Source organism: Limnochorda sp. LNt, from assembly GCF_035593265.1.
GTDB classification, from domain to species: domain Bacteria; phylum Bacillota; class Limnochordia; order Limnochordales; family Geochordaceae; genus Geochorda; species Geochorda subterranea.
The window spans coordinates 2,210,035-2,235,690 of record NZ_CP141614.1 but is presented as its reverse complement, the minus strand read 5'-3'; the positions used below and the strand labels follow the sequence as shown (position 1 = coordinate 2,235,690).

The following is a 25,656-nucleotide window of genomic DNA, read 5'->3' as shown; positions in this document are numbered from 1 at the left end:
CGCGTGCGGGGGCACGCGCAGGACCCGGCCGCCCCCGGTCGAACGAGACGGCACGCACCGTCACGACCTGCCCCCGGACGGAGGTGTCCGCCATGAGGGTCGCCTGCTCCGCCGCCTCAGAGCTGCTCGACGAGCCTGGCCAGGCGGGCCACCACGGGCTCGATCAGGTCCGGACGGGCGGCCATCCGACAGTAGAGGGCCCCCTCGTCGGGGTTGATGCTGACGTGGCGCACCAGAGGGCTACGGGCCGCCTGCACGAGCTGGCGGAGCAGCTCGCGGCTGGTGGACGTGCTGTAGAGCAGGCGGTAGCGGTGGCCGTCGACCTGCAGCCACTCCTCGCGCAGCTCCTCGGGGGCCGGGATGCGGGGCCGCCATAGCCCTGGCCCCACCAGGTAGACGTGGCCGCGCATGCGCAAGGGCTGGTTGGGACGCCAGAGCAGGTAGAGGGTATCGTGGCGCCGCCAGGCCCACGAGATGGGCAGGTAGAGGAGGCTGTGGCGCGGCAGGGCGGTCAGGGTGGCCTCCACCCGGTTGAGATGGCCGCGGCGCACCACGTAGTCGGCCTTGTAGCCGATGAGGCCCCCGATCCACGTGTAGGTCTGATCCTGCGGCCTCAGGGCCCGCTCGCAGGCCTGAGCCGTCTCGCGGATGATGCGCCAGTTGGCGCGCCGACCCCACAGGTACTGCAAGAAGGTGGCGCCGGCCAGCAGGAAGAGGTACGGCAGCCAGGCGCCGGTCGATGCTGACAAGGACTCGACCTGCCTTCCCTCACGGATTTCCCTGGGTCTCGGGGCTCAGGAGGGCTCGGCGCCGGGCAGCAGGTGCGCGGCCACCCGTCGCAGCGCCTCGAGGCCGATGGGCTCCGGCGACTGCACTGGCACGTGACGCACGGGATACGGCTCGCTCGCCCGGCCTCCTGCCGGCAGGGCGCCGTCACCATGTCCCTGCGAGGGCGGGCCGGCGCCGGCCTTGTTGACCACCGTCATGGCCACCGGGATCTCGAAGGCGGCCAAGCCCTCCAGTGCCCGGGCGGTCTCGAAGAGGGAGAGGCGGTCCTCGTTGCGCACCACTACCACGCCGCAGCGGGCCCGATCCCGGAGCCGGCGCTCGAGCGCCTCCATCTCGGCTCGGAAGTCGCGCAGGATCCGGCCGATGGGATCGCGGTCCTCCCGCGAGGGCAGCTCCACCTCCTCGCCACCGACGACGGCCCGCTGGGGACCCAGGACGCGCTCCAGGGCATCCCGGCGCTCCAGCAGGGCCCGCCGCACCAGACCCAGGTGCTGGGCCCACCGCACCGAGACCGATGGGAGCGCCAGCACCCGCAGCGTCAGGCCCGTCGGGGGCGTGTCGATGACCAGGAGGTCCGCGTGGTGCACCCGGGCCGTCTCGAGGAGACGGGCCACCTCCTCGATGGCCGCCTGCTCCTCGACGCCGGGCGAGTGGCGCAGGGTGTCGAGGTAGCCATCCAGGTTGAAGGCCTGCAGGTAGCGGTAGGCCGCCTTGAGCTCGGCGGATTGGCGCTCGAGGTAGCGATCCAGCGCCCGCTCCATGTCGACCTCGACGGCCCACAGCCGCCCCGACGGGCCCACCGCCGTCGGCTCGCCGTGCAGGGGTGTCTCCAGCACATCGCCGAGGTTGTGGGCGGGGTCGATGGAGGCGATCAACACCTGCAGGCCCCGCTCGGCCAGCGCGACGGCCATCGCCGCCGCGACCGTGGTCTTGCCGGTGCCGCCCTTGCCGACCGTCAGCAGCAGCGGCGGCTCGCCGGCCGCGTCGGCGCCCTCACCACCCCGGCCCCCCCGCGCCAGCGTCTCGAGCACGGTCGACGGCGGGGGGTAGCGGGCCGGCGCCGCCGTCTGCTCCCAACTCCTCCTAGAGGTCGAAGAGCGATGCGATCTCCGCATACACGTCGTCCATCTCCTGGGCCCTGGCCCGCATGACGGCCAGCTCACGGCCCATCTGGGGCAGCAGCCGCAGCGCGAGCGGCGTGGGGGGCTACGGGAGCCCCACGAACGACCCCAACACCAGCAGGGCGAAGACGTTCTCCAGCTCCCGTCGCTCCGCCTGGATGTACCCGATGGCGCGCTGGCGCCACCACTCCGTCAGCCAGGTGACGGTCGCGCGCACCGGGTGGCGCACGGCTAGCGGCCTCCCGCCGCGACGCCGGGGGCCGCCTCGATGCGTGCCTCGCGGTACGAGGCGGTGAAGTCGACCAGCAGCAACAGCGACAGCACCGCCATGACGGCGAAGATGACCTTGATGACCATCGAAGCCGGCACCGCCCACAGGTACCAGACCACGCCCGCGAAGACCGTCACCCACAAGAAGAGCCCGGGGACCACGACGGCCGACCGGTAGCCACCGGAGGCGCGCTGCACCCGGACGACCCACATGGCCATGGTCAGCATGGCGACGGCCGCCACCATCTGGTTGGCCCCCGCGAAGGCGGGCCACAGGGTGGTGTAGGCCCCGTCCCACGCCAGCCAGGCCGCGAGGGCAGCGACGATGGCACCGGCCACCCAGCGGTCCGCCAGCACCCGGTACAGGCCGGGGTTGGACTGGCGCAGCGGCTCCATCAGCTCCTGCCAGGTGAAGCGCCCCAGCCGCGTGGCCGTGTCGAGGGTGGTCATGACGAAGGCCGTCACCCACAGCCCTGCGAAGAGCGCGCCGATGGATGCGCCCACGCCGAAGACGCTGCCCAGCAGCTCGCCGTAGCTGCGGGTGAAGAGGCCCAGGGCCCCTCCGATGGGTCCGGCCGCCTTGAGGACGTTGAAGGCGAAGTAGACCCGGTCACCCGCCAGCTGCGTCAGCGACACACCCAGGCCGGCCACCCGGTCGGCCACCTGCTGCAGCACGGGGAAGGCGAAGGCGCCCATCGAGACCACGACCAGCGTCGACAACAGGCCCTCCGTCAGCATGCCGCCGTAGCCCACCGGCAGGCCGTGGCTCTCCTTGTCGAGCTGCTTGGAGGTGGTGCCGGAGGCCACCAGCGCGTGGAAGCCCGACAGCGATCCGCAGGCGATGACCAGCGGGATGGCCGGCCAGAAGGGCGACGGCACGTTGCCCACCGCCGGGGCGCTCCAGACGGTGTAGGCGGGGATGGCGACGCCCTTGAAGGAGACCAGCAGCGCGACGACCCCGAGCCCCAGGCCGACGAAGAGGATGTAGGAGTTGAGATAGTCACGGGGCTGCAGCAGCAGCCAGACCGGCAGGCTCGAGGCGACGATGGCGTACACCGCCGAGATGGTGACCCAGGTGTGGAAGCTGGCGTGCCACGGCCAGACGTACCCCAGCCACATGGCCAGGATGACCAGACCCAGGCCGATGATGGTGGCCAGCGCGAAGTTGAGCTTGAGACGGTAGTAGAGCAGGCCGAAGATGACGGCTCCTGCGATGAACAGGAACGTGGACGTCGGCACCCCGGGGTTGCCGACGAAGTTGGTGCTGGCCACGCTCATGAAGGCCGCGACCACCAGCACCAGGGTCAGGTAGACGAAGATCATCATGATCCGCGACGTGCGCGGCTTCATCACCTTGCCCGCGATCCACTGCACCGACTTGCCCTCGCTGCGCACCGAGGCCATCACCGACAGGTAGTCGTGCACGGCGCCGATGAAGATGTTGCCGAACCAGACCCACAGCAGGGCCGGCAGCCACCCCCAGACGATGGCGATGGCCGGGCCCGTGATGGGGCCGGCGCCGGCGATGGAGGCGAAGTGGTGCCCGTAGATGGCCAGGGGATGGCCCGGCACGTAGTCGACGCCGTCGTACAGCGCGTGGGCAGGCGTCTTGCGAGCGTCGTCGGCCCGCACCACGTTGCGCGCCAGGCCCCTGCCGTACGTCAGGTACGAGACCAGGTAGATGGCGGCGGCTGCGAGGATCAGCCACGTGGTCACTTGGACTCGCTCCTCTCACGGCCGCGATGCGTGTGAAGACGACCGAAGCAAGAAGGCGGGACCCGAGGCGTGGCCTGAGGCTCTCACCTCCCGGGCGCGGCATGCGACGCTCCACGAGGAAGGGAGGAAGACGGTGGGAGGAGAGCCTTGAAAAGGATTACAAGTCTGGCAGGATAACAACGCGTCGAATGCAGAAATGGCGGGCTCCCGCCCGCTATGTTAGCGCGGTTTCAGGCTCGGCGCAACCGGCGTGCCCGGCAGGCCGGCCCGGCTGGGCGCTCAGTGCCGCCGGAGCCGGGGATCGAGGATGTCGCGCAGCCCCTCCCCCAGCGCGTTGACGGCCATCACCAGCAGCAGGATGGCGAGCCCCGGCATCGTCGAGACCCACCAGGCGTTGACCAGGTACTCCCGGCCCGCCGCCACCATGCTGCCCCAGGCGGGCACGTCGGGAGGGGCGCCCAGCCCCAGGAAGCTCAGCGACGCCTCCATCAGCACCATGTAGCCGGTGCGCAGCGTCGCCATCACCAGCAGGGTGTGCGCGACGTTGGGCAGGATCTCGCGCACCAGGATCCCGGCGTGCGAGCGCCCGATGGCGCGAGCCGCCTCCACGTACTCCCGCGCCTTTTGGGCCATGGTCTCGCCCCGGGCCAGCCGGAAGAACTCGACCCACGCCTTGAAGGAGAGGGCCAGGATCAGGTTGGGGATGCCGGGCCCGATGACCCCCATCACCAGCACCGAGAAGAGCAGGTAGGGGAAGGCCATCAGCAGGTCGGCCACCCGCGACAGCGCGTGGTCGAGGCGCCCGCCCCGGTAGCCGGCCAGCGCGCCCAGGGCCGTGCCGACCACTGCCGAGATGGCCACGGCCGCCGCGCCCACCGCCAGCGAGACCCTCGCCCCGTAGATGATGCGGGAGAGGATGTCGCGACCCAGCTCGTCGGTGCCCAGCCAGTGGCCCGGCTTGGAGCCCGCCAGCGGCCACGGCGGTGCCAGCCGCGCCGACAGCACGAAGCGATCCGGCTCGAAGGGCGCCAGGACCGGCGCGAAGATGGCCATCACGACGTAGCCGACCAGCACCACCAGCGCGCCGGCCGCGACCGGATGGCGCCGCAGCCGATCCCACAGGCCGGGCGAGCCTCCCTCCGGCATCGCCTCGAGCTCGTACGCCGGTACCCCGTCGGCTCGCCGGCCTAGCTCATCGCCATGCGCGGGTTGATGACGGTGTAGAGCACGTCGACCAGCAAGTTGGCCGCCAGGAACGTCAGCGCGTAGAGCAGCACCGCGCCCTGCACCACCGGGTAGTCCCGGGCGAAGATGGCCCCAACCACCAGCCGCCCCAAGCCCGGCCAGCTGAAGACCGTCTCCACGATCATGTTGCCGCCCAGCAAGATCCCCACCTGCAACCCCAGCACCGTCACCGCCGGGATCAAGGCGTTGCGCAGGGCGTGCCGGGAGACGACGCGCCACTCGTTCACCCCCTTCGCCCGGGCCACCCGTACGTAATCGGCCCGCAACACGTCCAGCATGCTGGAGCGCACGACCCGGGAGAGCACCGCCGCCAGCTCGGCGCCCAGCGTCACGGCGGGCAGCACCAGGTGCTCCAGGGCCGAGCGAAAGGCGGCCACGTCCCGGGCCAGCAGGGTGTCGACCAGCATGAAGCCCGTCACGGTCGGCACCGACAGCGACGGGTCGATGCGCCCCGACGTGGGCAGCCACCCCAGCGCCACGCCGAAGAGCAGGATCAGCACCAGCCCCAGCCAGAAGGCCGGCATGGAGATGCCCACGAAGGCCGTGCCCATGGCCAGGTGATCGAGCGCCGACCGGTGACGCACGGCCGACAGCACGCCCACCGGGACCGCCACCGCCACCGCGAAGAGCAGGGCGGCCGCCGCCAGCTCCAGCGTGGCCGGGAGCGCCTCGCCGATGAGGGCGGTGACGGGGCGGGCGGTCCGGATGGACCGCCCCAGATCGCCCCGCACCATCCCCTCGATGAAGTGGGCCGCCTGCGCCCAGATAGGCCGATGGAGCCCCAGCTGGCGGCGCAGCGTCTCGATCTCGACCTCGCTGACGTTGCCGGCCTGGCCCATCATGATGTCGACGGGGTCGCCCGGCAGCAGGCGCAGCAAGACGAACGTGACCAGCACGATGCCCGTCGCCAGCGGGATGGCGGCCAGCAACCGGCGCAGGACCCTCAGGGATCGCGACTCACCGGACAACGTAGCCCGCCTCGCGCAGCAGCTCCCGGGCCCGGTCCGGGTCGTACGGGTAGGGCTGCAGCGTCTCGTCGTACCCGAAGCCGCTCGGCAACAGCGCCGTGGCGACCCGGTGCGCGTAGCCCCGGTAGAGCTCGCGCAGGATGGTCTCCCAGTCGACGGCGTGGTTGAGCGCCTGGCGCACCCTCGGGTCGGTCAGGCGGCGGTTGTTGAGCTCGATGGCGTAAAGGCGCGTGCCCGGCGCCACCTGCACCTGCACGCCCCGGGCCCGCTCCAGCTGCGCCACGGCATCGGGCGGCACCTCGTGGATGATGTGCACCTCGCCGGCCAGCAGCGCGGCGATGCGGGTGCCCGGCTCGGGCATCATGCGGAAGACGACCCGCCGCAACGGCGCCGGCCCCACGGGCGGCAACTCCGGCGAGCCACCGTAATAGTCGTCGAAGCGCTCCAGCACGATGTCGCCATCCAGCCGGCCCTGCACGAACTTGAAGGGCCCGGCTCCCACCGGATGCTGCACGAACCCGGCCAGGCCGACCCGGGTCAGGTAGTCCTTGGGCACGATCTGGGTGTGCACCAGCAGCTGCAGGAAGACCGGCGACGGGTCGCGCAGCGTCATCCTCACCGTGTAGTCGTCGAGGGCCTCGACCCGTTGCAGGGGGCCCAGCAGCCCCAGGCGCGGCGACTGGCGTCCCTCGAGCCCGGTGGGCGACAGGATCCGCTCGAAGGTGAAGACGACGTCCTCGGCGGTCAGCGGCTCGCCGTCGTGGAAGCGGATGCCCCGTCGCAGGTGGAAGATGTACGTGGTCGGATCCGGCTGCTCCCACGACGCGGCGATCTCGGGTACCACCTGCCCGTCGGGGGTGCGCGTCACCAGGCCGTCGAAGATGTTGCGCAGCACCGTCTCGGTGTCGCGGTCCCGGTGGTCGGCCGGGTCGAAGCTCTGGATGCGGTCGGCCCGCATGCCCACCACCAGGGTGTCGCCACCCTCCAGCGCCACGTCGTGGAGGTTGGTGCGGTTGTCGACCGAAGGCCGCCAGTTGCGCACCCGGTCCGAGGCGGCCTCGATGGTGTCGAGGTAGTAGCCGAAGATCCACGGGGCGTCCTCGTAGAGGATGCGCTGAGCGCGGTGATACGCGTCGAGGGCGGCCGCCTCGTCGACGGTGGTGGATGCCCGCTCGAAGAGCCGGTCCACCTCGGGGTTGGAGTAGAAGGAGAAGTTGCCGCGATCGCCGGTACGCAGCTTGGGGATGGCCAGGTCGAAGGGCGAGAAGGTGGAGCTGCCCCAGTCGGTGGCGTAGGCGTCACGGGTGCCCCGCTGGGCCTCGGCGATCAGCGTCTGGTACTCCCAGATCCGCACCTGCGCGTCGACGCCGATCTGCCGCAGGTAGCCGGCGACGGCCTGGAGCTCGGCCTCCCGGTTCTTGGCGCCGTCGAGCACGATGCGCAGCACCTGGCCGGCTTCGGCCCGTACCGGCGAGCCGGCCGGCCCCTGCCATCCCACGAGGGCCAGGGCGACGGCCAGCGCCAGGAGGGCCATACCGATCGGAGAACCTCGAAGCGAGCGGACCACGCGGCAAGCCATGGCGCAAGCACCTCCAAAGACGAAAATCCCCGGGGATCGCGATCCCCGGGGTCCAAAGACCCCTCGGGCTCGCCCCCTCTGCCACGCCTGCGAGGTTAGCTGACGGGCTCGGGCAGCCGAGGTTGCCCTATCGGCACCGGATCGTGCCGAATTCGCCCCGATACCTGGGTCCCCCGCTCCGCCCGCTGGGATCCCGGGCGGATTCGGCGCATCGGCGGCCCGCGGCGTCGGCGCGGACCTGGAAGCTGGCGGTGCCCGCGTGCAGGCACTCGCATTCATTGTAAGCCCTGGAAGGGGCCCGGGTCAAACCGCCCTCGGGACCCGGCCGCGCTCATAGGATCCGGGAGGACAGGCCGCGCCGGTCGAGGCGCTTCGAAGGTCTGTCGACGGGGGGATCCGATGCGGATGCGACTCATCGTCTCGGTGACCGCTTGCCTGGTGGCGCTGGTCGCGAGCCTCGCCCTGCCCGCTGGCATGGCGCTGCGGGCCGGCCCGGTGGCGGCGACGGCGACGGCCGACAAGCCGGCGCCTCCGCTCGAGCCGGAGACGGGGCCCGGCGGCAAGGAGTACGCCCACGCGGGGGTGCAGGTGCGCTCGGGCGGCGAGGGGGCGGAGCAGTACTGGATCTTCGCGCCGACGGACCCCACGCCGTACCGGGCACCGGTGGTGGTCTTCCTGCACGGCTGGGGCGCCATGGTGCCCGACGCCTACCTGGGCTGGATCGACCACATCGTGCGCAAGGGGCGCATCGTCATCTTCCCGCGCTATCAGTCGAGCCTCGCCACGTCGCCTGCCGCCATGACGGACCACGCCGTGCGCGCCATCCGCGATGCGCTGCGCGACCTGAGGCAAGGCGACGGCGTGCGGCCCGAGCTGGAGCGGGTCGCCTTCGTCGGCCACTCGCTGGGGGGCGTCATCGCCGCCAACCTGGCGGCCCGGGCTGGCGCCGACGGCTCGGTGCCGGTCCCCTCGGCGCTGATGGTGGTGCAGCCGGGCGACCCACCCCTGACGCGCCTGGGGGGCGCGCTGCGACAGCCCAGCATCATGGAGGATTACGGCCTCATCCCCAGGCAAACACTGATGCTGGTGGTCGTGGGGGACGAAGACGGGACCGTCGGTGAGGAGACGGCCCGCATCCTCTTCCAGCGCGCGGGGGTGGCCGCACCCAACAAGAACTACGTCGTCCTCCGCTCCGACCGGCACGGATCGCCCCATCTGGTGGCGGACCACGTGGCGCCGGCCGCCCTGCGGCCCTCCACCGGGTCGACGGCGCCGGCGGTGACCCCGCCGTGGGTGCAGGGCATGGCGCTGCGGCTGTACGAGCTGCTGACGGGCCAGCCCGACATCGAGGCGCGGGTGCACGAGCCCGACGCGCTGGACTTCTACGGCTTCTGGAAGCTCTTGGATGCGCTGACCGATGCGGCGTGGTACTACCGCCACCGGGAGGTGGCCCTCGGCGACACGCCGCAACAGCGCTACATGGGCGTCTGGAGCGACGGGGTGCCGGTGCGGGAGATGGAGGTGTGGACGGCCGAGGAGTTGGCGGCGCAGATGGCAGGAGGTACGTGAGATGGCCGTGACGCCCCGAGTGCTCATCGTCTACTACAGCTCCACCGGCACCACCTATCGCATGGCGAAGGAGGTGGAGGCCGGGGCTCGGGAGGCGAGGGCCGAGGTACGCCTGCGCCGGGTGGCCGAGCTGGCGCCGCCCGAGGCGGTGGAGAAGAACCCCGTCTGGAAGGCGCACCTCGAGGCGACCCGTCAGATCCCGTTGGCGGGTCACGACGACCTGGAGTGGGCGGACGCCTACGTCTTCGGCACGCCCAGCCGGTACGGCAACGTGGCGTCGCAGCTCAAGCAGTACCTGGACAGCACCGGACCGCTGTGGGGCCAGGGCAAGCTGGCCAACAAGGTCGCGGCGGGGTTGACGACGGCCTCCAACCCGCACGGGGGCCAGGAGGCCACGCTCCTGGCGTTGTACAACGTGCTGTACCACTGGGGATGCCTCATCGTCGGCCCCGGCTACACCGACCCGGCCGTCTTCGCGGCGGGCGGCAACCCGTACGGCGTCAGCTTCACGGCCAACGGGGGCGAGCCGCCGTTGAGCGATGAGGCCCGGCAGGCGTGCCGCTACCTGGGGCGGCGGGTCGTCACGGTGGCGCGCTGGGTGCTGGCGGGCCGCCAGGCCCTCGAGCGGTAGGGCGGCCGAGCGAGTGGGGTGGGGCCCGGCTCCGTCGAGCCTGCGGGGCCCGGCATCCGTGGGGAGGGGGAGCCACATGGCGGCGCACTACGTCGACCTCAACGCGGACGTGGGGGAGGGCTTCGGCGCCTATGCCATCGGCGACGACGAGGCCCTGATGCAGGTCGTCACGTCGGTCAACGTCGCCTGCGGCTTCCACGCGGGGGATCCCCGGGTGATGGCCCGCACGGTGCAGCGGGCGGCACGGGCGGGCCTCGGCATCGGAGCGCACGTCGGCTATCCCGATCGGGTGGGCTTCGGGCGGCGCGCCATGGCGCTGAGCCCCGAGGAGCTGCGCACCGACGTGCTCTACCAGATCGGCGCCCTGGCGGCCTTCTGCCGGGCGGAGGGCGTGGCGCTGCAGCACGTCAAGCCCCACGGAGCCCTCTATCACGCGGCGCTGTACGACGAGGCGGTGGCGCGGGCGGTGGTGGCGGCGGTCGCCTCCTTCGACCCGGGGCTGGTGGTGCTGGCCATCCGGGGTAGCCGGCTGGCGAAGGTGGCGGAGGCGGCGGGGCTGGCGGTGGCGTGGGAGGGGTTCGTCGACCGGCGGTATCGGGCCGACGGGGGCCTGGTGGCACGCGGGCAGCCGGGAGCGGTCATCGAGGAGCCGGAGCGCGCCGCCGAGCAGGCCGTGCGGATGGTGCGGGAGGGCCGGGTGCGGTCGGCCGAAGGGGTGGAGGTCGAGACCTCGGTGCACACCCTGTGCATCCACGGCGATCAGCCGGGGGCGTCCGCCATCGCCCGGGCCGTGCGGCGGCGACTGGAAGCGGCGGGGGTGCAGGTGGGGCCGCTGGCGAGACATCCGGCTCTGCGTCGCTGAGAGACGGCGGCGCGGCAGGGGCGGGGGCGCCGGGGGGCTCGGGGGGGCGCTCGCTGGTGCGGGCGGAAGGGCCGCGCTGAAGCCGGAGCATTTCTCCAACATTGCGCCTCGGTGTGGAGGAGATCTCCGCCTCGGCGTCGAAGCGAGGTGGTGCAATCGACCGTCGCGGACGACGAGAGGACGATGGGCGCGTGTCGGATGCGGCAAGGGGAGAGTCTGGCCAGCCGGGCCCGACCGATCGGCAGCCGGGCGTGCGCGAGCGGGAGGCGACCCTGGCGCGGCTGCAGGGCGGGCTCATCGTCTCCTGCCAGGCACCGGAGGGGGACCCTCTTCACGGCCCCCACTTCATGGCGGAGATGGCCAGGGCGGCCTGGTTGGGCGGAGCCGCAGGCATCCGGGCCAACTCGGGCCCCGACATCCGGGCCATCCGCCAGGCGGTGCCCCTCCCCGTCCTCGGCATCGTCAAGCGGCACTATCCCGGCTCGCCGGTCTACATCACGCCCACGTTGGGGGAGGCCGAGGAGGCCGTCCGAGCGGGGGCCGACGTGCTGGCTCTGGACGGCACGGCCCGGCCCCGCCCCGACGGTGTGGGCCTGGAGCGCCTGGTCGAGGCCATCCGGGCTCGCTGGGCCATCCCGCTCATGGCCGACGTGGGCTCGGTGGAGGAGGGCCTGGCGGCCGCTCGCCTGGGCTTCGATCTGGTCGCGACCACGCTGGTGGGCTACACCGACGATCACCCGCCGCTGGGCTACGAGCCCGACTTCGACGTGGTGGCGCGGATGATCGACGAGGTGACGGGCCGCCTCGGCGTGCCCGTCGTGGTGGAGGGGCACATCTGGGAGCCGGAGCAGGCGGCCCGCTGCCTGGAGCTGGGCGCCTTCGCCGTGGTGGTCGGGAGCGCCATCACGCGACCCCACCTGATCACCCGGCGCTTCGTGCAGGCCATCGACGTGGCCCGGGCGCGGGTAGCGAGGGAGCGAGTGCGATGAGATCGGGCCACCGACGAGACGGCGACCCCGCGGCTGCCCGCCCGCCGCTGATGGCACGGCTGCACAGCAGCCTGTCGGCCCTCACCGAGTCGGAGCAGAAGGTGGCCGCGGCGGTGCGCAGCGACCCGCAGCGGGTCGTCTACGCCTCGGTGACCGAGCTGGCCGAGGCCGCCGGCGTGGGGGAGACCACCGTGCTGCGCTTCGCCCGCAAGCTGGGCTACCGCAACTACCACGCCTTCAAGATGGATCTGGCGCGTGACATCTTCTCCGAGGGGGCGGCGCAGGACGGCGAGGCGGCCTCCAGCCCCGCCTCGGACGACCTGCTGCACCGTGCCACGGAGGAGAACCGCCGCGTCATCGTCGACACCTATCAGATGCTGGACCGCGCCGTCTTCGAGCGGGCGGTGGCCATGCTCGCCGATGCCCGGCAGATCCACTTCTACGGCGCCGGCCACTCGGGCATCACGGCGCAGGACGCTCGCTACCGCTTCTGGCGGCTGGGCTTTCCGGCCGCGGCCTTCGCCGACCCGCACTTCCAGCTGATGGCGGCCGCCACGCTGCAGCCCGGCGACGTGGCGGTGGGGCTCTCGGTCTCGGGGAGCACACGGGACACGGTGGAGTGCCTGGCGGCGGCCAAGGCACGCGGCGCCGGCACCATCGCCATCACGGGCTACGCCCAGGCCCCCATCGGCCGGGTGGCCGACGTGGTGCTGGTGACGGCGACCCGGGAGATGCCGCTGCAGTCGGGCTCCTTCACGTCCAAGATCGGGCAGCTCCACATGCTGGACCTGCTGGTGCGGGCGCTGGTGCGGTCGTGCCCGGAGCGGGTGCGCCAGCACCAGGAGCAAGTGGGCCAGGCCGTCTCTACCAAGCTGTACTGAGCCGGGAGGCTCGCCATGGTGAGACGTTGCGCCATTGGGGTCGACATCGGGGGCACCAAGGTCGCGGCCGGGGTGGTCACGGCCGACGGGGCGGTGCGGAGGGTCGTGCAGCGGCCGACCCCCGTCCAACAAGGAGTGGAGGCCATCGGCCAGCAGGCCGCCGAGCTGGCTCGTGAGGCGAGCCTCCGGGCCGCGCAGGAGGGGTACGCCCCGGTGGGCGTGGGGCTCGCCGTAGCCGGCCAGGTCGACGTGCGCCAGCAGCGCATCGTGGGCGCCACCCGCCGGTTCGAGGGATGGGAGCGGGTGCCGCTCAAAGCCGTCGTGGAGCGGGTGACAGGCCTGCCGGCGACGATGGACAACGACGCCAAGGCAGCAGCCCGAGCCGAGTTGCGGTGGGGAGCGGCCAGGGGGGCGCGCTTCGCCATCGTCGTCACCCTCGGCACCGGGGTAGGCGGAGCGTTGGTGGTGGAGGGGCGCGTCGTCGACGGAGCTCGTGGGCTGGCGGGGCACATCGGGCACATCCCCGTGCAGGATGACGGCCCGACGTGCGCCTGCGGCCGGACCGGTTGCGTGGAGTTGTACGCAGCGGCACCGGGGATCGTCTCGGTGGCGGCCGAGGCAGCAGGGCCCGCGGTCGTGCTGCACGACGCCGGCGACGTTTGGCGAGCGGCGGAGGAGGGCCAGCCGTGGGCCCAACTCGCCCTGGGCCGGGCCGCCGAGAGTCTGGGGATGGCCCTGGCCGGTCTCGTCCATGCCCTGGACCCCGAGGTGATCGTCATCGGGGGAGGCCTGTCGGCATGGGGCGAAAGCTGGCGGAGCCGCATCGAGCGGGCCGTGGGCGCCCGGGTCATGCCCGCATTCTCCGGACGTTTCGAGGTAAGGCTGGCCGCCTACGGGCCCCAGGCGGGCATCGCCGGGGCAGGCGCGCTGGTCCTGGAGCAGGTGGAGGGGGGTGACCGCCATGCACCCGCTGCTGGAGGCACGATCCGAGAGCCGTAAGGTGACGGCTCGCTACGACGTCATCGTTGCGGGCGGGGGGACCGCGGGCAGCGTCGCGGCCATCGCAGCGGCCCGCATGGGCGCACGTACCCTGCTGGTCGAGGAGCAAGGGTTTCTCGGCGGGACCGCCACGGGTGCGCTCGTGACGCCGTTGATGCCCAACCGTTTGAACGGCGCCAACTTGAATCGCGGCATCACCGACGAGATCAAGCGCCGTTTGCGAGCTCGTGGGGCGGGAGGCGAGACGCCAGAGAACGATGGATGGTTCGATCCCGAGGGGCTCAAGTCGGTGCTCGAGGAGATGGCCGTGGAGTCGGGGGTCCTCCTGCTCTATCACACCCGCCTCATCGACGCCGTAGTCGAGCAGGGCCCGGACGGAAGAAGGCGCGTGGTCGGGGCTCTCGTCCACAACAAAGCGGGCCTGCAGCGGATGGACGCGACGGTCTTCGTCGACGCGACGGGCGACGCGGATCTGGCCGCCGCGGCGGGATGCCAGTGGGAGGGCGGCGGCGAGGACGGCACGCGTCAGGCTCTGTCCCTTCGCTGGATCGCCGGCGGGATCGACGTACCCAGGCTGGCGCGCTTCGTGGAGGAGTTGGGCGGCCACCGGTGGCCACCGGGTTACTTCGAGTCGGCGATGGTCTGGGGCCGCGGACACGTACTGGAGCCCGTCTTCCGCAGGGCGGTGGAGGCCGGCGACCTGGAGGAGTCGGACGGCGACTACTTCCAGTGCTTCAGCATACCGGGCCGGCCCGACGCCCTGGCCTTCAACTGCCCGCGCATCGCCGAACGGGTCGACGGGCTCGACCCGTGGGACCTGACCCGGGCGCACATCGTGGGGCGCAGGGCCATCGACCGGCTGGTGCGGTTTCTGCGCGGGTACCTGCCCGGGTGTGAGCGGGCGTACGTGCAGCAGGTGGCCCCCATGGTGGGTGTCCGGGAGAGCCGGCGGGTGCTGGGCGACTACGTCCTGACGCTGGAGGACATCTTGACGGGTCGCAAGTTCGACGATGCAGTGGCTCGAAATCGGTACCCGGTCGACATCCACTTGGTGCGGCCCGGAGGCAGGACGCGGTCCACCCTCGAGCACGGCGACGCTCGACGCCCACCTGAAGGCGATTACCACGAGATCCCATACCGATGCCTGCTGCCCAGAGGCGTCGAGGGCCTGCTGGTAGCGGGCCGGTGCATCTCCGCCACGTTCGTGGCGCAGTCTGCCGTCCGCATCCAGCCGAACTGCCACTCGCTAGGCCAGGCGGCCGGGACGGCGGCGGCCCTCGCGACCCGGGAGGGGATCGCCCCCCGTCAGGTCGACGGGGTGCGGCTGCGACGGGTCCTTCGAGAGCAAGGGGCGGATCTGTGACGAGGTGGGGGGAAGCGCAGGTTACAGCAACCGGCCATCGCCGGTGGTGCCGGCCCCCCGCCCCATCACTCGGAGAGGGGAGTGGATCATGGTTCGGCGTATGGTCATCGTGCTGGTGGCGCTGGGCCTCATCGTCGGGGCGTGGATGTCGACTGCCGTGGCGTCGGAGCGGGCTACCGTCCGTGTGTGGTATGCCGGTACCCCTCGGCCCATGATGGACGTGGTCAACAACGAGCTCATCCCCGAGTTCGAGGCGACCAACCCCGACATCGACGTCGTGGTCGAGTTCGTACCGTGGGGAGACATGTCGACCAAGCTGGCGACCGCCTTCGCGGCCGGGGTCGCTCCTGACCTCTTCATGCACGGCCAGGCGGCGACGGCGGGGTTTGCCGCGGCCAACCAGATCGAACCCCTGGACCGGTTCCTCGAGACCATGCCCGACGCATCGGACTTCGGGCTGACGCTCGATGCCGGAAACTACTTCGGAAGCCGATACATGATGCCGATGTTCGGGTCGGGCTGGTTGTTGCTGTACCGGGCCGACCAATTCCGCGAGGTGGGACTGGATCCCAGCAGGCCTCCGGCGACGTGGGAGGACCTCCTCGAGGCGGCCAAGCGGCTCACGGTGTGGCGTGGTAACCGCCTGGTGCGCGAGGGACTCGACCTTCCATCGACAGGGGTCAACCCTCCCCAGATTTGGGCCAACTTCCTGTGGCAGAACGGCGGGGACTTCTTCACGCCTGACTTCGGGGACATTGCGTTCCACGGCCCCGAGGGTCAGGAGGCGCTCCAGTACATCGTGGACTTGATTCACGTGCACAAGACGACGGACACCCAGGTCAACATGGGGCAGGGCAACGTGCCGCCCCTCGCAACGGGCGAGGTCGCGATGCTGTTTGGAGTACCCGGTGACGTGGCCAACGTCAAGACCTACGCCCCCCAGGTCTACCCCGAAGTCAGGGTGGCGCCCCCGTTGCGACGCAAGGAGCAGGTGGCCCTGTACGCGTTCAACGGGTTCTTCATGTCCAAGAGCAGCCGGCACAAGGACGAGGCCTGGCGGTTGCTGGAGTACCTGGCCTCGCCAACGGCCATGGAGAAGTTCGTTCGATCCCTCCAGGCGATACCCCCGCGTCAGTCCCTGGCGTCGTCCGACTACGTCGCCTCGGATCCTGCGCTGCGGGTGTTCGTCGAGGGGGCCCGGTACGCGCGGGGCAATCCCAACGTGCCCGAGTGGGTGCGCATCCGGGACACCCTCTCTCGCTACCTCGAACAGGCCATGTACGGCGTCATGAGCCCCGAGGACGCCTTGAATCGAGCGGCTTCAGAGGCAAGGCGCTTTCTGTCCATGCCGTGAGCGGAGATTGAGACCCGGTTCACGGCGAGGAGAGCTGAGCGGGGTTCCCGTCCAGCGTGGTATGGGAGGACGGGACTCCGCTCGGTTGGACAGAAGGGATACGGCGTGCAATCGACGACGGGGATCCGCTCTTACTGGAAGAATCGGACTAAGCGGTACACCGCTGGGATGGGCTACCTCTTCGTTCTGCCCGTCGTGCTCTACGTTGCGGTGGTGCACTTCCTGCCGATCGCGTCATCGCTATACCTCAGCTTCACACGGTACACGATCCTCTCGCGGCCGGTGTGGGTGGGCCTGGCCAACTACGCCCGCCTGCTAACGGACGACCCGTTGTTTTGGCGAGCGATGCGCAACACAGCCCAGTATGCCCTCGAGGTGCTGCCCCTCAACATCGCGATATCCGTAGGGCTCGCGCTGCTCGTCAACAAAGCGACCCATGGCGTGGTGCTGTTTCGCACCCTCTTCTACATGCCCGTCGTCACATCCATCATTGCCGTCAGCATGATGTGGCTGTGGCTCTACGAGCCCCGTTCCGGCTTGCTCAATCTGCTGCTGGACCGGCTTGGCCTCGGTCCGGTCCAGTGGCTCGGAAACCCTGCCCTTGCCCTGCACTCGCTGGTCCTCATGCGGGTATGGCGGGGAGTGGGTTGGAACATGGTCATCTACCTGGCGGGGCTCAAGGGGATTCCCCAGGAGTATTACGAGGCGGCTGAGATGGACGGGGCTTCCGCTTTGCAGAAGTTCACGCATATCACGTGGCCGGCCCTCAAGCCCGTCACGTACTACGTCATCGTGATGGGCTTGATCAGCACTTTCCAGACCTTCGGTGAGGTGTATGCGATGACGGCCGGGGGCCCTCTCGACAGCACCACAACTGTGGCGTACCTGATCTATCAGCGGGCCTTCCAGTACTACGAGATGGGAGAGGCCGCCTCGATGGCTTTCACCCTCTTTCTTGTCATCTTCGGTCTCTCCTTGATCAATGTACGATACTTTCAGTCCAGGATGGAGTAGCTCGCCGTGAGGAGCGTCCCTATACAAGCAGCCGATATGCGCAAGCGCAGGGCTCGCCTGCGCCGGATCGCCGTAGACGTCGCCACGTATGCAGTGCTCGTTGCCATCGCCGTGGTGATGGCGGGCCCATTCGTCTGGATGCTCTTGAGTGCTTTCAAGCCCAACGAGGAGCTCTTCGCGTACCCGCCAGTTTGGGTTCCGACGAAGCCAACGCTGGAGCACTTCGTCAACGCCTTCCGATACACCCAGTTCGACCGGTACTTCTTCAACAGCGGGGTGGTCTCCACAACGGCCACCCTCCTCAACCTCTTCTTTTGCTCGCTAGCAGGCTACGCCTTCGCGCGGCTTGATTTCCCCGGGAAATCCGTCCTCTTTTTCGCTATCCTGGGAACCATGATGATCCCCGTCTACGTCACCCTCATCCCTCTCTTCATCCTGGTCAAGATGTTTCCACTGGTGGGCGGCAACGACATCCTCGGTCAAGGGGGCACCGGGCTCATCGACACCTATGGCGGCCTTCTCGTGCCTCACGTCATCACGATCTTCGGGGTCTTCCTGACGCGGCAGTTCTTCAGTGGCATTCCCCGTGAGCTGGGGGATGCAGCGCGAGTGGACGGTGCGGGAGAGTTCGACATCTACCTCCGGATCTATCTGCCTTTGAGTCGACCGGTCATGGGAACGCTCGCCATCTTCGTCTTCACCTCGGTCTGGGACGACTTCCTCTGGCCCTTGGTGGTCACCAACTCCGACCGCATGCGGACCGTACAACTCGGGCTTCAAATCTTCCAGTCACAGTTCCGGGTCGAGTGGGGTCCGCTCATGGCAGCCACCCTCGTCGTTACGCTTCCGGTGCTACTGGTCTTCATCCTCAATCAGCGGCACTTCGTGCGCGGGATCGTGGCGACGGGCTTGAAGGGGTGAGAGCGTGGTCATCGTCCTGTTGCCCCTCGACGAGCGGCCCTGCAACCACGCGTACCCGGGGATGCTCGGAGCCGTCGGGGGCGTCGAGGTGCGGGTGCCGCCCGCCTCGCTCATGGGCCACAAGAAGCAGCCCGCCGACGTCGACGCGCTGGCCGAGTGGCTGAAGGAGGCGGCCGAGACGGCCGACGGGCTGGTGGTGGCCGCCGAGACGCTGGCCTTGGGCGGGCTCATCCCGTCGCGGGTGGTGTCGACGCCGACGGAGCAGGCGCTGGCGCGCCTGCGTGTGCTGGAGGAGGTGCGGCGGCGCCGTCCGGGCCTGCCCATCTTCGTGCAGGGCGTCATCATGCGCACGCCGGCCTACGACAGCGACGACGAGGAGCCACCCTACTGGGCCGTCTACGGGCGGCGGCTCTTCCTCTACTCGGTGGTGCTCGACGCCCTGGAGCGGGGCGAGGCGGCCTGGGAGCGGGTGCGGGGCGGAGCCCGCACGGTCTCGTCTCCAGCCTTCGAGACCGAGCTGGCCGGGGTGCCGTTTGAGGGACTCGAGGCGCGGCGGGCGGCCCTGGAGGCCGAGATCCCTCAGGAGGTCCGGGAGGAGTGGCGGTGGCGGCGCCAGCGCAACCACCGGGTCAACCAGGAGCTGGTGCGGCTGGTCGCCGACGGGGTGGTGGACTTCCTGGCACTGACCCAGGACGACAGCTTCCCGCTCGGCATCCACATGCAGGAGCAACGGCGGCTGGCGGCGCTGGTAGCGGAGACGGGCGCCTACCGCAGGGTGCTCATCTACCCGGGCGCCGACGAGGTGGGGCTGGTGCTGCTGGCCCGCCAGGTGCTGCGGGCAGCGGGCCTACGGCCCCGGGTGGGGCTGCGCTTCTCGTCGACCGAGGGGCCTCGCGTCGTGCCCCGCTACGAGGACCGGCCGCTGCTGGAGACCATCAAGGCGCACCTGACGGCGCTGGGCGGCATCTGGGAGCAGGACTTCGGGCGGGCCGACATGGCCCTCTTCGTCAACAGCCCCGAGGGGCCGCAGCAGGAGGCGGCCCACCAGGACTCAGCCGGCGGGGCAGGGGCGGGCAGCGGGCGAACCCTGCCGGAATTCCTCGAGGCGCTGACCGACGCGCTCCACTCCGACCCGAGCCGGATGGTGGCGCTGGCCGACGTGGCCTACGCCAACGGGGCCGACCGGGCGCTGGTGGAGATGCTGCCGGCTTACGTCTGGCCGCCTGACCTGGCGGCCTACGCCGGGTGGAACACGGCCGGCAACACCCTCGGCTCGACGCTGGCGCATGCGACGATGCGGTGGGTGGCTCGCCGGCGCCTGGAGGGAGCGGCGGCGGAGGAGGCCGAGCGGGCGCACCTGCGGTACCTGGCGCTGAGGCTGATCGAGGACTGGGCCTATCAGGCCGTGGTGCGCCAGGAGATGGCACGGGGGCCCGTGGCGGAGGCGGGCGTGTCGCCGTACGCGCTCGGGCCGCACCGAGAGGCGCTGGCAACCCAGGCACGGGCGCGTCTCGAGGCGGTGTGGCATGCCTGGCGGGCGAGGTGGCAGCCGGAGCTGGCGGTGCGGGAGGCGAGCGGCGGGCGAGACGTCGGGGTCCGGATCACCGGGGTCGACTTCCCGTGGGACAGGATCTTCGAGGTGCAGCTGAGCGTCGAGGTCGAGTGAGCGGGGCGCAGAGGGGCACAGGGGCCCGGGGCGATCCCTCGGGCTGCTCGGGCTCGCCGGGCGCCACGACGCGCCCGGGCCCCGCCCTACCGGAGGGCGTAGCGCACCACCTCGTCGGCCTCGACCCGGACGAGGCGCCCCAGGTCGACCAGGTACTCGAGGTGCGCCAGGGTCTCCCCCATGGCAAACCGTGTCCGGAAGAGGTCGGGCTGCGGCCCGAAGAGCTGGAGGTTGACCTCCCAGGCCGTGGGCGCCCGGCCGCTCTCCTCGATGGCCCGGCGCACGATGCCGAGCGCCGCATCCAGGCGCTGGGCGTGGTGGGTGGCGAGCTCCCGTGCCCGGCCCTCGAGGTCGACGATGGGCTCCCGGTGGCCGGGCAGCACCAGGCGGGCCGGCAGGTCGCGGATCCGCCGCAGGGAGGCGAGGAAGCGTGCCAGCGGGTTGGCGTCGCCCAGCGGGAAGAGGCTGATGTTGGGGCTGATGGTGGCGAGCACCAGGTCGTCGGCCAGCAGCAGGCGCTCGTCGGGCTCCCAGAGCACCATGAGGCCGTCGGCGTGGCCCGGCGCCCAGATCACCTGGAAGCGGCGGGCCCCGGCGGCGATGACGTCGCCCGGCTCGACCCAGCGCACCTGTGGCAGCGGCCGCACCATCGCCATGGCGTCTCGGTGCAGCGCCGGCAGGTCGGCGGTCAACTCGGCGGGCATGCCGTGGCGGGCGAAGAACACCGCCAGGCCGTCGCCGGTCGGCTGGCCGTCGTGCCAGAAGGCCGTCACCTGCGGACGCTCATGCGCCAGCATGACGACCGGGGCGCCCGACAGGCCCTGCAGCCATCCGGCGCACCCGAAGTGGTCCGGATGGTAGTGGGTGACGACGATCTGGACCAGATCCGACGGGCCGACGCCGAGGGCCGACAGGGCCCGCTGCCAGGCCGCCTCGGCATCGGGGGTGTGGAAGCCGGTGTCGACCACCGTCCACCCCTCGTGCCCCCGCAACAGGTAGGCGTTGACGTAGCGGAGCGGCACCGGGATGGGGATGGCGAGGCGCCAGGCCCCGGGGGCCACCTCGACGGGTGGCGAGCTCTCGGCTCCAGAGCTGGCGGGCGAAGCGAGCAACGGCGATCCCCCCGTGCGCGTGTCGAAGGCACGCCACGCAGATTCGCCCCGGCAGCAGGCTCCCCTCCCCGGAAAGGAAGGGGGAGAGGCACGGCGCGGGGCAGGAGGGGCGACGCTGGCCCGGCGGAGGGCCGGCGTCGACGGCAGCAGCAGGGGCGCCACAGCGGCCCTCTGATTGACAGGGCCTCCGCGGCGCCCTTATGATCGGTTTCGGCCGGACGGCTGGCGGGCGGGCGTAGCTCAATGGTAGAGCACTGGCCTTCCAAGCCAGGTACGGGGGTTCGATTCCCCTCGCCCGCTCCATCTCGTCTGCGTCGCCGTCCGACCGCCTCACACCACGCCTCAGGCGGTGCGCCCGTAGCTCAGTGGACAGAGCGGGGGCCTTCTAAGCCCAAGGTCGCGGGTTCGAATCCTGCCGGGCGCACCAGTCGTGACCAGGGCGCGGGGGTCCCTCCCTCCCCCTGCCCCCCGCCCGTAGCGCGGGGGCCGCCGGGCCGTCCGGCGGGCTGCTGTTGGCCTTGGGCGGCGCCAGCCGGCTGCGCATCCAGTAGCTTTCGCCCTTGAGGGTGATGACGTGGGCGTGGTGCAGCAGCCGATCCAGCACCGCGTGTGCTGGCTCCCGGAGACGCCCGTCGAAGACCGCGGTGTGCTAGTCGACGGCAGACGGGGTGCGGACTGCCGTTGATGGACCCGACGCGCGGGTGTAGAATCATGATGGCACACATGCCATCATGATGGAGCTGGTTCGCAGGTGGTTCGCATTCAGGTGCAACTGACCGAAGAGCAGCTTGCCGCCCTAAAGCGGCTTGCCGCGCGTCGGGGCGTTTCAGTCTCGGAGTTGGTCCGGCAAGCGGTCGATGCGGTCTTGCGAGGCCCGCAGGCAGAGCAGGAGCGGCTTCGGCGCGAGCGGGCTCGTGCGGCGGCGGGCCGGTTTCGCTCCGGCCTGGGTGACCTGGCGGAAGCTCACGACCGTTACCTGCTGGAGGACCTTACCTGATGCGCATCTTCGTCGACACGTCGGGGTTGCTGGCTGTCCTTGACGCTTCCGACCGCTGGCATGCTGCCACCCGCCAGACGTGGGAGCACCTCTTGACCACGGACGCCCAACTGGTGACGACCAGCTATGTCATGGTGGAGCTGTACGCCCTTGCCCAGCGGCGGCTTGGGATGGAAGCCGTGCGCACGCTGTACACCGATGTCCAGCCGGTCCTCACCGTCCTGTGGGTGGACGAGGGGATGCACCGTGCCGGCGTCGAGGCCTTGCTAGGCTCCGGCCGTCGGGGGCCGAGCCTGGTGGACTGTGTGAGCTTCGTCGCCATGCGACAAGAGGGGATTGCGGACGCCCTCGCCCTTGACGCCCATTTCGCTGCCCAGGGTTTCCGGTGCCATCCGGAGGTTTCCCTGGGGTAGCCACGGGACGTTCGTCTTGTCCGGGTTGGGAAGGCCTGGTTGGCGAGCAGCTTGGCCGGTGGTTCCTCGGCCATTGCGCTGGGGGTAGCGCCCACGAGAGCCGTCTGGAAGCCTGGTTCAGCGTGGGGTGGCTCGGGGCGACACCACCTTTCGGCCCGGCTCTTGCACCTTCGGCATGTCTTCCCTATGTCACGAGGGTTGAGGGGCTGGCGCGCCACGCCCACCATGCCGAGAGCACCCGTAATCCGGGCGACGAGGCCCGGTCGAGTCCTTTCATGGTGAAGCGGCAGGTACGGTTTGCAACTGTCGACTGACCGCGTACAATCGGCCGGCGGAGGAGGATGGGCCAGGAGTCCGCGCGCGGCTGTCGAAGGTAAGTGTCGCGATGTGCCGGGGGGCACTGCCTGGGCTTCGATCCAGGCGCGGTTTTCGTGATGGGGGTTGGGAGGCTCGGGCCCGTGGGGTGGCCCGGGCACGACGGGCCGCTCGTGGGCGGCCTCGCCTCCTGGCCAGAGCCGGATGGCCAGGGCCGGACGGCAGCGTCGTGTCGCAGCAGCCTCGACCGGTGCAGGTGGCCGGTGCGGGCACGAGTGGCAGCACTCCCGCAGGTGCCGTCGCTACGGCTTACCCATCCCAGGGATCTACCGTCCCCGTGGCGGAAGCCGCGGCTCGCCCATCGGAGAGCCAGTCATCCTCCTTCCCCCCCGGTGAACAAGGGGATGGGAGGAGGGTGCCGTGGGCGTGGCGCACAGCTTCGCTCTCGATCGCGCCGCCGGCGACGGGTCTGCGAGCGGTCGTCCTGGGTCGGCCCTGGGGCATGGCTCCCCTCGATGGGACGTGCCACCGGAGCACCTGCTGGAACTGGGCAGGCGCGCACTCTTCCTGGCGCATGACGTCAACGCGATGCTGAGCGTGGCCCGGGTGGCGCTGGAAAGGTCCGCGGCGGCCGCCTCGCAAGGGAGGTCGGCGGACCCCGGCGCCATGCAGGTGCTGGAAGCCGCCCTGGCGCGCGCCAGCGCGTTGCTGGAGGAGGTCCTTCACTTCGGTGCCCGTCCCCCTCTGCGGCGACGCCCCGTGGCCGTCGCTGAGGTGGTGCGGCGGGTGGCGCGCCTGGTGCGAACCGTCGCCACCCTGGGGCGCTGTGACCGGATGGTGACGGAGCGCTACGACGCCGCTCCCGTCATCTGGGGCGACGAGGTGCTGCTGGAGTCGTCGCTGACCAACCTCGCCTTCAATGCCTATCACGCGGCGCAGCCCTGCCGGGGGCGTGACGCCCGGTTGGACTTCGCGGTCACCTCCCGGGGCGGCGAGACCGTCATCACCATCTACAACTCCACCTGCACCCGGCTGCTCCGCCCCGAGGCGCTGCTGGAGGGGCCATCGCGCGGCAGCGAGGCGGGCCACGGCTTGGGGCTCATCATCGCCCGCACCGGCATCGAGGCGCACGGGGGGCGCCTCATGCTGGAGTCCGACGACGGAGGCGTGAGGGCGACGGTGCTGTTGCCCGCCCCCTCCGAGCAGACGGCAGCGGCGGACGGACCGCCACCGACGGTGGACGTGGCCGGAGAGGGGCGGGGAGCATGGGCGACGCCAACGAGCTCGGGGTCCGGCGAACCCGCGTGATGATCGTGGACGACGATCCGCTGGCCCGCTACGCCTTGCGCAGCCTGGTGGAAGCCGTGGACGGCGTCGACGTCGTAACCGAGGCGGCGGGGTCCCACGACGCCTTGCAGCAGGCCGAGGACTCCCGCCCCGAGCTGGCACTGGTGGATGTACAGATGGGCGACGCAGACGGCCTGCAGCTGACCCGGGCCCTGGTGGAGCGGCACCCCGCCCTCAAGGTGCTGGTGGTGAGCGTCCTCCCGGAGGATCCCTACGCCCTCGAGGCGCTGCGCAGCGGAGCATGGGGGTACCTGCGCAAGGAGCACGTGGCCCGCCACATCCAGGAGGCCGTCATGGCGTTGAGCCAGGGTCTGACCTACCTGGCGCCGTCCGTGGCGCCCGGGCTCCTGCGCCGGCTGCTGTGGGCGAGCGACGCGAGGCCCTCGCCCACCCTCACACCTCGGGAGCGTGAGGTCCTGGCCCTGCTGTCACAAGGCCTGAGCAACAAGGAGATCGCCTCTCGCCTGCACTCTACGGTGCGCACCGTCAAAGCGCACATCTCCCACATCTTGCAGAAGCTCAACGTCCAGGACCGCACCCAGGCCGCCTTGCTGGCCGTGCGCCTGGGGATGTCGCAAGAGGGGGCAGCGGGCCGGCCCGACTAGAAGCCGACGCTCGCCCCCAGACGGTGACGCCCATCGGACCGCCAGGCGGCCTCGACGGCGAGGCGGCCCGCCTCGAGGCGAGCCCCGGCCGACCAGCGCCCCGTCGCGTCCGCGTCGCCGGCTGCGGGGCGCACGTAGGTCCCGGCCAGGCTCAGATACCGGCCCAGCCGCAGCAGCGCTCCCGCGTACGCCACCAGGCCGCTCGCCTCAGCGGCCGGACGATGGACGCCGAGCACCCCCGCCGAGCCCGGGCCCCCGGCAGCCTCAGCCCCAGGCCCGCGTGCCAGCTCGGGCGCTCGCCTGCGGCGCGGCGCCGCCAGCGCCACGTGGTCGGCCGCGGCGCCCAGTGCCAGGCCTCGGGTGAGCTCCCACACCAGCCCGGCGTCCGCGCTCCAGCGGTCCCGGTAGTCGCCCGGCCCGAGCACGGCGCGCTGCAGGCGCACCCGCCCGCCGACCGACAGCGGCGCGACACGCCCGGCCACGGCGTAGGCCACCTCCCACTCGGCGGCTACCGGCGAGCGCCCGTAGCTGCCCGTGAAGCCGCCGGCCAGCGGCCCGCCCGGTTCGAGCACGGCGACGGCGTAGACGGGGTCGGCGCCGGCAGGGGACGACCCGCCGGTCACCATCGACACGGAGACGACGGCCCGCTCGAGGCCGGTGGCGGCCGCGGGGTTGAGCCAGGCCCCATCGGGCAGGCCCGTCATCCCCGTGACGTCGGGAAAGACGAGCAAGGCGTCCAGGGCGTCGGCGGCCTTCGCCGGCTCCGCGGCGAGGGCCCAACGGTCGGTGGCCGTCTCCATGACCCATGCGGCGCCCGCCACCCCCAGCAGCGAGGGGAGCAACGCGGCGGCGACGGCCCGCATCCCAAGGGATCGCACGCGAAGGTCGACGCGCATCGGTACGCTCCTTCCGGGTCGGGTGCGACACCGG

General features: G+C 71.1%; 25 protein-coding genes, 2 tRNA genes and 1 riboswitch. Of the genes, 17 read left to right on the top strand and 10 right to left on the bottom strand.

Annotated elements, in window-relative coordinates:
* Positions 1–116: 116 nt before the first annotated feature.
* From VLY81_RS10605 to VLY81_RS10575, 7 genes are all read right to left on the bottom strand, one after another.
* Complete coding sequence (locus tag VLY81_RS10605; protein ID WP_324668139.1) at positions 117–749, bottom strand: hypothetical protein; 633 nt, start codon at positions 747–749, stop codon at positions 117–119.
* Positions 750–794: 45 nt separating this feature from the next.
* A complete protein-coding gene (locus VLY81_RS10600) occupies positions 795–1,820 on the bottom strand; it encodes an ArsA family ATPase (RefSeq protein ID WP_324668138.1) in 1,026 nt (341 codons plus the stop codon).
* 175 nt (positions 1,821–1,995) lie between these two features.
* Positions 1,996–2,139, bottom strand: a complete 144-nt coding sequence (locus VLY81_RS10595; protein ID WP_324668137.1) for a DUF7990 family protein — start codon at positions 2,137–2,139, stop codon at positions 1,996–1,998.
* 2 nt (positions 2,140–2,141) lie between these two features.
* Positions 2,142–3,896, bottom strand: a complete 1,755-nt coding sequence (locus VLY81_RS10590; protein ID WP_324668136.1) for a carbon starvation CstA family protein — start codon at positions 3,894–3,896, stop codon at positions 2,142–2,144.
* Between the two features lie 279 nt (positions 3,897–4,175).
* Positions 4,176–5,042 (bottom strand): ABC transporter permease, encoded by an 867-nt coding sequence (locus tag VLY81_RS10585; protein WP_324668135.1) that lies wholly within the window; start codon positions 5,040–5,042, stop codon positions 4,176–4,178.
* Positions 5,043–5,083: 41 nt separating this feature from the next.
* Positions 5,084–6,109: an ABC transporter permease gene (locus tag VLY81_RS10580; protein ID WP_324668134.1), complete on the bottom strand. Its 1,026-nt coding sequence runs from the start codon at positions 6,107–6,109 to the stop codon at positions 5,084–5,086.
* A complete protein-coding gene (locus VLY81_RS10575) occupies positions 6,099–7,643 on the bottom strand; it encodes an ABC transporter substrate-binding protein (protein WP_324668133.1) in 1,545 nt (514 codons plus the stop codon). Before VLY81_RS10575 ends, VLY81_RS10580 begins: the two co-directional genes overlap by 11 nt.
* A 114-nt stretch (positions 7,644–7,757) precedes the next feature.
* A riboswitch (cyclic di-AMP (ydaO/yuaA leader) is annotated at positions 7,758–7,907 on the bottom strand.
* Between the two features lie 186 nt (positions 7,908–8,093).
* Between VLY81_RS10575 and VLY81_RS10570 the strand changes: the two genes are divergently transcribed.
* The 11 genes from VLY81_RS10570 to VLY81_RS10520 all read left to right on the top strand — a co-directional run bounded on the left by VLY81_RS10570 (position 8,094) and on the right by VLY81_RS10520 (position 19,937).
* The gene (locus VLY81_RS10570; protein WP_324668132.1) at positions 8,094–9,257 is read left to right on the top strand and encodes an alpha/beta hydrolase family protein; all 1,164 of its coding nucleotides are present in this window, start codon (positions 8,094–8,096) and stop codon (positions 9,255–9,257) included.
* A gap of 1 nt (position 9,258) precedes the next feature.
* Positions 9,259–9,888 (top strand): NAD(P)H:quinone oxidoreductase, encoded by a 630-nt coding sequence (gene wrbA, locus VLY81_RS10565; protein ID WP_324668131.1) that lies wholly within the window; start codon positions 9,259–9,261, stop codon positions 9,886–9,888.
* Between the two features lie 76 nt (positions 9,889–9,964).
* Positions 9,965–10,750, top strand: a complete 786-nt coding sequence (locus VLY81_RS10560; protein WP_324668130.1) for a LamB/YcsF family protein — start codon at positions 9,965–9,967, stop codon at positions 10,748–10,750.
* Positions 10,751–11,001: 251 nt separating this feature from the next.
* Positions 11,002–11,739: an N-acetylmannosamine-6-phosphate 2-epimerase gene (locus tag VLY81_RS10555; protein WP_405001371.1), complete on the top strand. Its 738-nt coding sequence runs from the start codon at positions 11,002–11,004 to the stop codon at positions 11,737–11,739.
* On the top strand, positions 11,736–12,620 hold the full coding sequence (locus VLY81_RS10550; RefSeq protein ID WP_324668127.1) for a MurR/RpiR family transcriptional regulator: 885 nt from the start codon (positions 11,736–11,738) through the stop codon (positions 12,618–12,620). The genes VLY81_RS10555 and VLY81_RS10550 overlap by 4 nt, the downstream gene beginning before the upstream one ends.
* A gap of 15 nt (positions 12,621–12,635) precedes the next feature.
* Complete coding sequence (locus VLY81_RS10545) at positions 12,636–13,619, top strand: ROK family protein (protein WP_324668126.1); 984 nt, start codon at positions 12,636–12,638, stop codon at positions 13,617–13,619.
* Positions 13,582–14,982 carry an FAD-dependent oxidoreductase gene (locus tag VLY81_RS10540; RefSeq protein ID WP_324670402.1) on the top strand — a complete coding sequence of 467 codons (1,401 nt, stop codon included), beginning with the start codon at positions 13,582–13,584 and terminating at the stop codon, positions 14,980–14,982. The genes VLY81_RS10545 and VLY81_RS10540 overlap by 38 nt, the downstream gene beginning before the upstream one ends.
* Before the next feature lie 88 nt (positions 14,983–15,070).
* The gene (locus tag VLY81_RS10535) at positions 15,071–16,336 is read left to right on the top strand and encodes an ABC transporter substrate-binding protein (RefSeq protein ID WP_324668125.1); all 1,266 of its coding nucleotides are present in this window, start codon (positions 15,071–15,073) and stop codon (positions 16,334–16,336) included.
* A 105-nt stretch (positions 16,337–16,441) separates the two neighbouring features.
* Positions 16,442–17,350, top strand: a complete 909-nt coding sequence (locus VLY81_RS10530; RefSeq protein WP_324668124.1) for a carbohydrate ABC transporter permease — start codon at positions 16,442–16,444, stop codon at positions 17,348–17,350.
* Positions 17,351–17,488: 138 nt separating this feature from the next.
* Positions 17,489–18,271 (top strand): carbohydrate ABC transporter permease, encoded by a 783-nt coding sequence (locus VLY81_RS10525; RefSeq protein ID WP_324668123.1) that lies wholly within the window; start codon positions 17,489–17,491, stop codon positions 18,269–18,271.
* Between the two features lie 4 nt (positions 18,272–18,275).
* Positions 18,276–19,937 (top strand): DUF4127 family protein, encoded by a 1,662-nt coding sequence (locus tag VLY81_RS10520; RefSeq protein WP_324668122.1) that lies wholly within the window; start codon positions 18,276–18,278, stop codon positions 19,935–19,937.
* An 86-nt stretch (positions 19,938–20,023) separates the two neighbouring features.
* On the opposite strand, the gene VLY81_RS10515 is transcribed toward VLY81_RS10520, so the two are convergent.
* A complete protein-coding gene (locus VLY81_RS10515; protein WP_324668121.1) occupies positions 20,024–21,049 on the bottom strand; it encodes an MBL fold metallo-hydrolase in 1,026 nt (341 codons plus the stop codon).
* Positions 21,050–21,278: 229 nt separating this feature from the next.
* On the opposite strand from VLY81_RS10515, the gene VLY81_RS10510 reads away from it, so the two are divergent.
* Positions 21,279–21,352: transfer RNA gene (locus tag VLY81_RS10510), tRNA-Gly, on the top strand.
* A 48-nt stretch (positions 21,353–21,400) separates the two neighbouring features.
* Positions 21,401–21,476: transfer RNA gene (locus tag VLY81_RS10505), tRNA-Arg, on the top strand.
* Here VLY81_RS10505 and VLY81_RS14795 read toward each other — a convergent pair.
* Positions 21,435–21,653, bottom strand: a complete 219-nt coding sequence (locus VLY81_RS14795) for an ATP-binding protein (RefSeq protein WP_405001370.1) — start codon at positions 21,651–21,653, stop codon at positions 21,435–21,437. The two genes, VLY81_RS10505 and VLY81_RS14795, sit on opposite strands and share 42 nt — an antisense overlap.
* 162 nt (positions 21,654–21,815) lie before the next feature.
* On the opposite strand from VLY81_RS14795, the gene VLY81_RS10500 reads away from it, so the two are divergent.
* The 4 genes from VLY81_RS10500 (at position 21,816) to VLY81_RS10485 (ending at position 24,726) form a co-directional block, all read left to right on the top strand.
* Positions 21,816–22,046, top strand: a complete 231-nt coding sequence (locus VLY81_RS10500) for a ribbon-helix-helix domain-containing protein (RefSeq protein ID WP_324668120.1) — start codon at positions 21,816–21,818, stop codon at positions 22,044–22,046.
* Positions 22,046–22,459, top strand: coding sequence for a type II toxin-antitoxin system VapC family toxin (locus tag VLY81_RS10495; protein ID WP_324668119.1), 414 nt, complete (start codon positions 22,046–22,048; stop codon positions 22,457–22,459). The genes VLY81_RS10500 and VLY81_RS10495 overlap by 1 nt, the downstream gene beginning before the upstream one ends.
* A gap of 735 nt (positions 22,460–23,194) precedes the next feature.
* A complete protein-coding gene (locus tag VLY81_RS10490) occupies positions 23,195–24,082 on the top strand; it encodes an ATP-binding protein (protein ID WP_324668118.1) in 888 nt (295 codons plus the stop codon).
* Positions 24,082–24,726 (top strand): response regulator transcription factor, encoded by a 645-nt coding sequence (locus tag VLY81_RS10485; protein WP_324670401.1) that lies wholly within the window; start codon positions 24,082–24,084, stop codon positions 24,724–24,726. The genes VLY81_RS10490 and VLY81_RS10485 overlap by 1 nt, the downstream gene beginning before the upstream one ends.
* Here the strand turns inward: VLY81_RS10485 and VLY81_RS10480 are convergent.
* The gene (locus VLY81_RS10480; protein WP_324668116.1) at positions 24,723–25,622 is read right to left on the bottom strand and encodes a hypothetical protein; all 900 of its coding nucleotides are present in this window, start codon (positions 25,620–25,622) and stop codon (positions 24,723–24,725) included. The genes VLY81_RS10485 and VLY81_RS10480 overlap by 4 nt on opposite strands.
* Positions 25,623–25,656: the final 34 nt, after the last annotated feature.

Coding starts and splice junctions, on each gene's coding strand:
- wrbA (WP_324668131.1), top strand. CDS start 9,259: ATGGCCGTGACGCCCCGAGTGCTCATCGTCTACTACAGCTCCACCGGC.
- VLY81_RS10550 (WP_324668127.1), top strand. CDS start 11,736: ATGAGATCGGGCCACCGACGAGACGGCGACCCCGCGGCTGCCCGCCCG.
- VLY81_RS10525 (WP_324668123.1), top strand. CDS start 17,489: ATGCTCTTGAGTGCTTTCAAGCCCAACGAGGAGCTCTTCGCGTACCCG.
- VLY81_RS10575 (WP_324668133.1), bottom strand. CDS start 7,643: ATGGCCCTCCTGGCGCTGGCCGTCGCCCTGGCCCTCGTGGGATGGCAG.
- VLY81_RS10485 (WP_324670401.1), top strand. CDS start 24,082: ATGATCGTGGACGACGATCCGCTGGCCCGCTACGCCTTGCGCAGCCTG.
- VLY81_RS10495 (WP_324668119.1), top strand. CDS start 22,046: ATGCGCATCTTCGTCGACACGTCGGGGTTGCTGGCTGTCCTTGACGCT.
- VLY81_RS10535 (WP_324668125.1), top strand. CDS start 15,071: ATGGTTCGGCGTATGGTCATCGTGCTGGTGGCGCTGGGCCTCATCGTC.
- VLY81_RS10585 (WP_324668135.1), bottom strand. CDS start 5,042: ATGCCGGAGGGAGGCTCGCCCGGCCTGTGGGATCGGCTGCGGCGCCAT.
- VLY81_RS10480 (WP_324668116.1), bottom strand. CDS start 25,622: ATGCGCGTCGACCTTCGCGTGCGATCCCTTGGGATGCGGGCCGTCGCC.
- VLY81_RS10540 (WP_324670402.1), top strand. CDS start 13,582: ATGCACCCGCTGCTGGAGGCACGATCCGAGAGCCGTAAGGTGACGGCT.
- VLY81_RS10545 (WP_324668126.1), top strand. CDS start 12,636: ATGGTGAGACGTTGCGCCATTGGGGTCGACATCGGGGGCACCAAGGTC.
- VLY81_RS10560 (WP_324668130.1), top strand. CDS start 9,965: ATGGCGGCGCACTACGTCGACCTCAACGCGGACGTGGGGGAGGGCTTC.
- VLY81_RS10570 (WP_324668132.1), top strand. CDS start 8,094: ATGCGACTCATCGTCTCGGTGACCGCTTGCCTGGTGGCGCTGGTCGCG.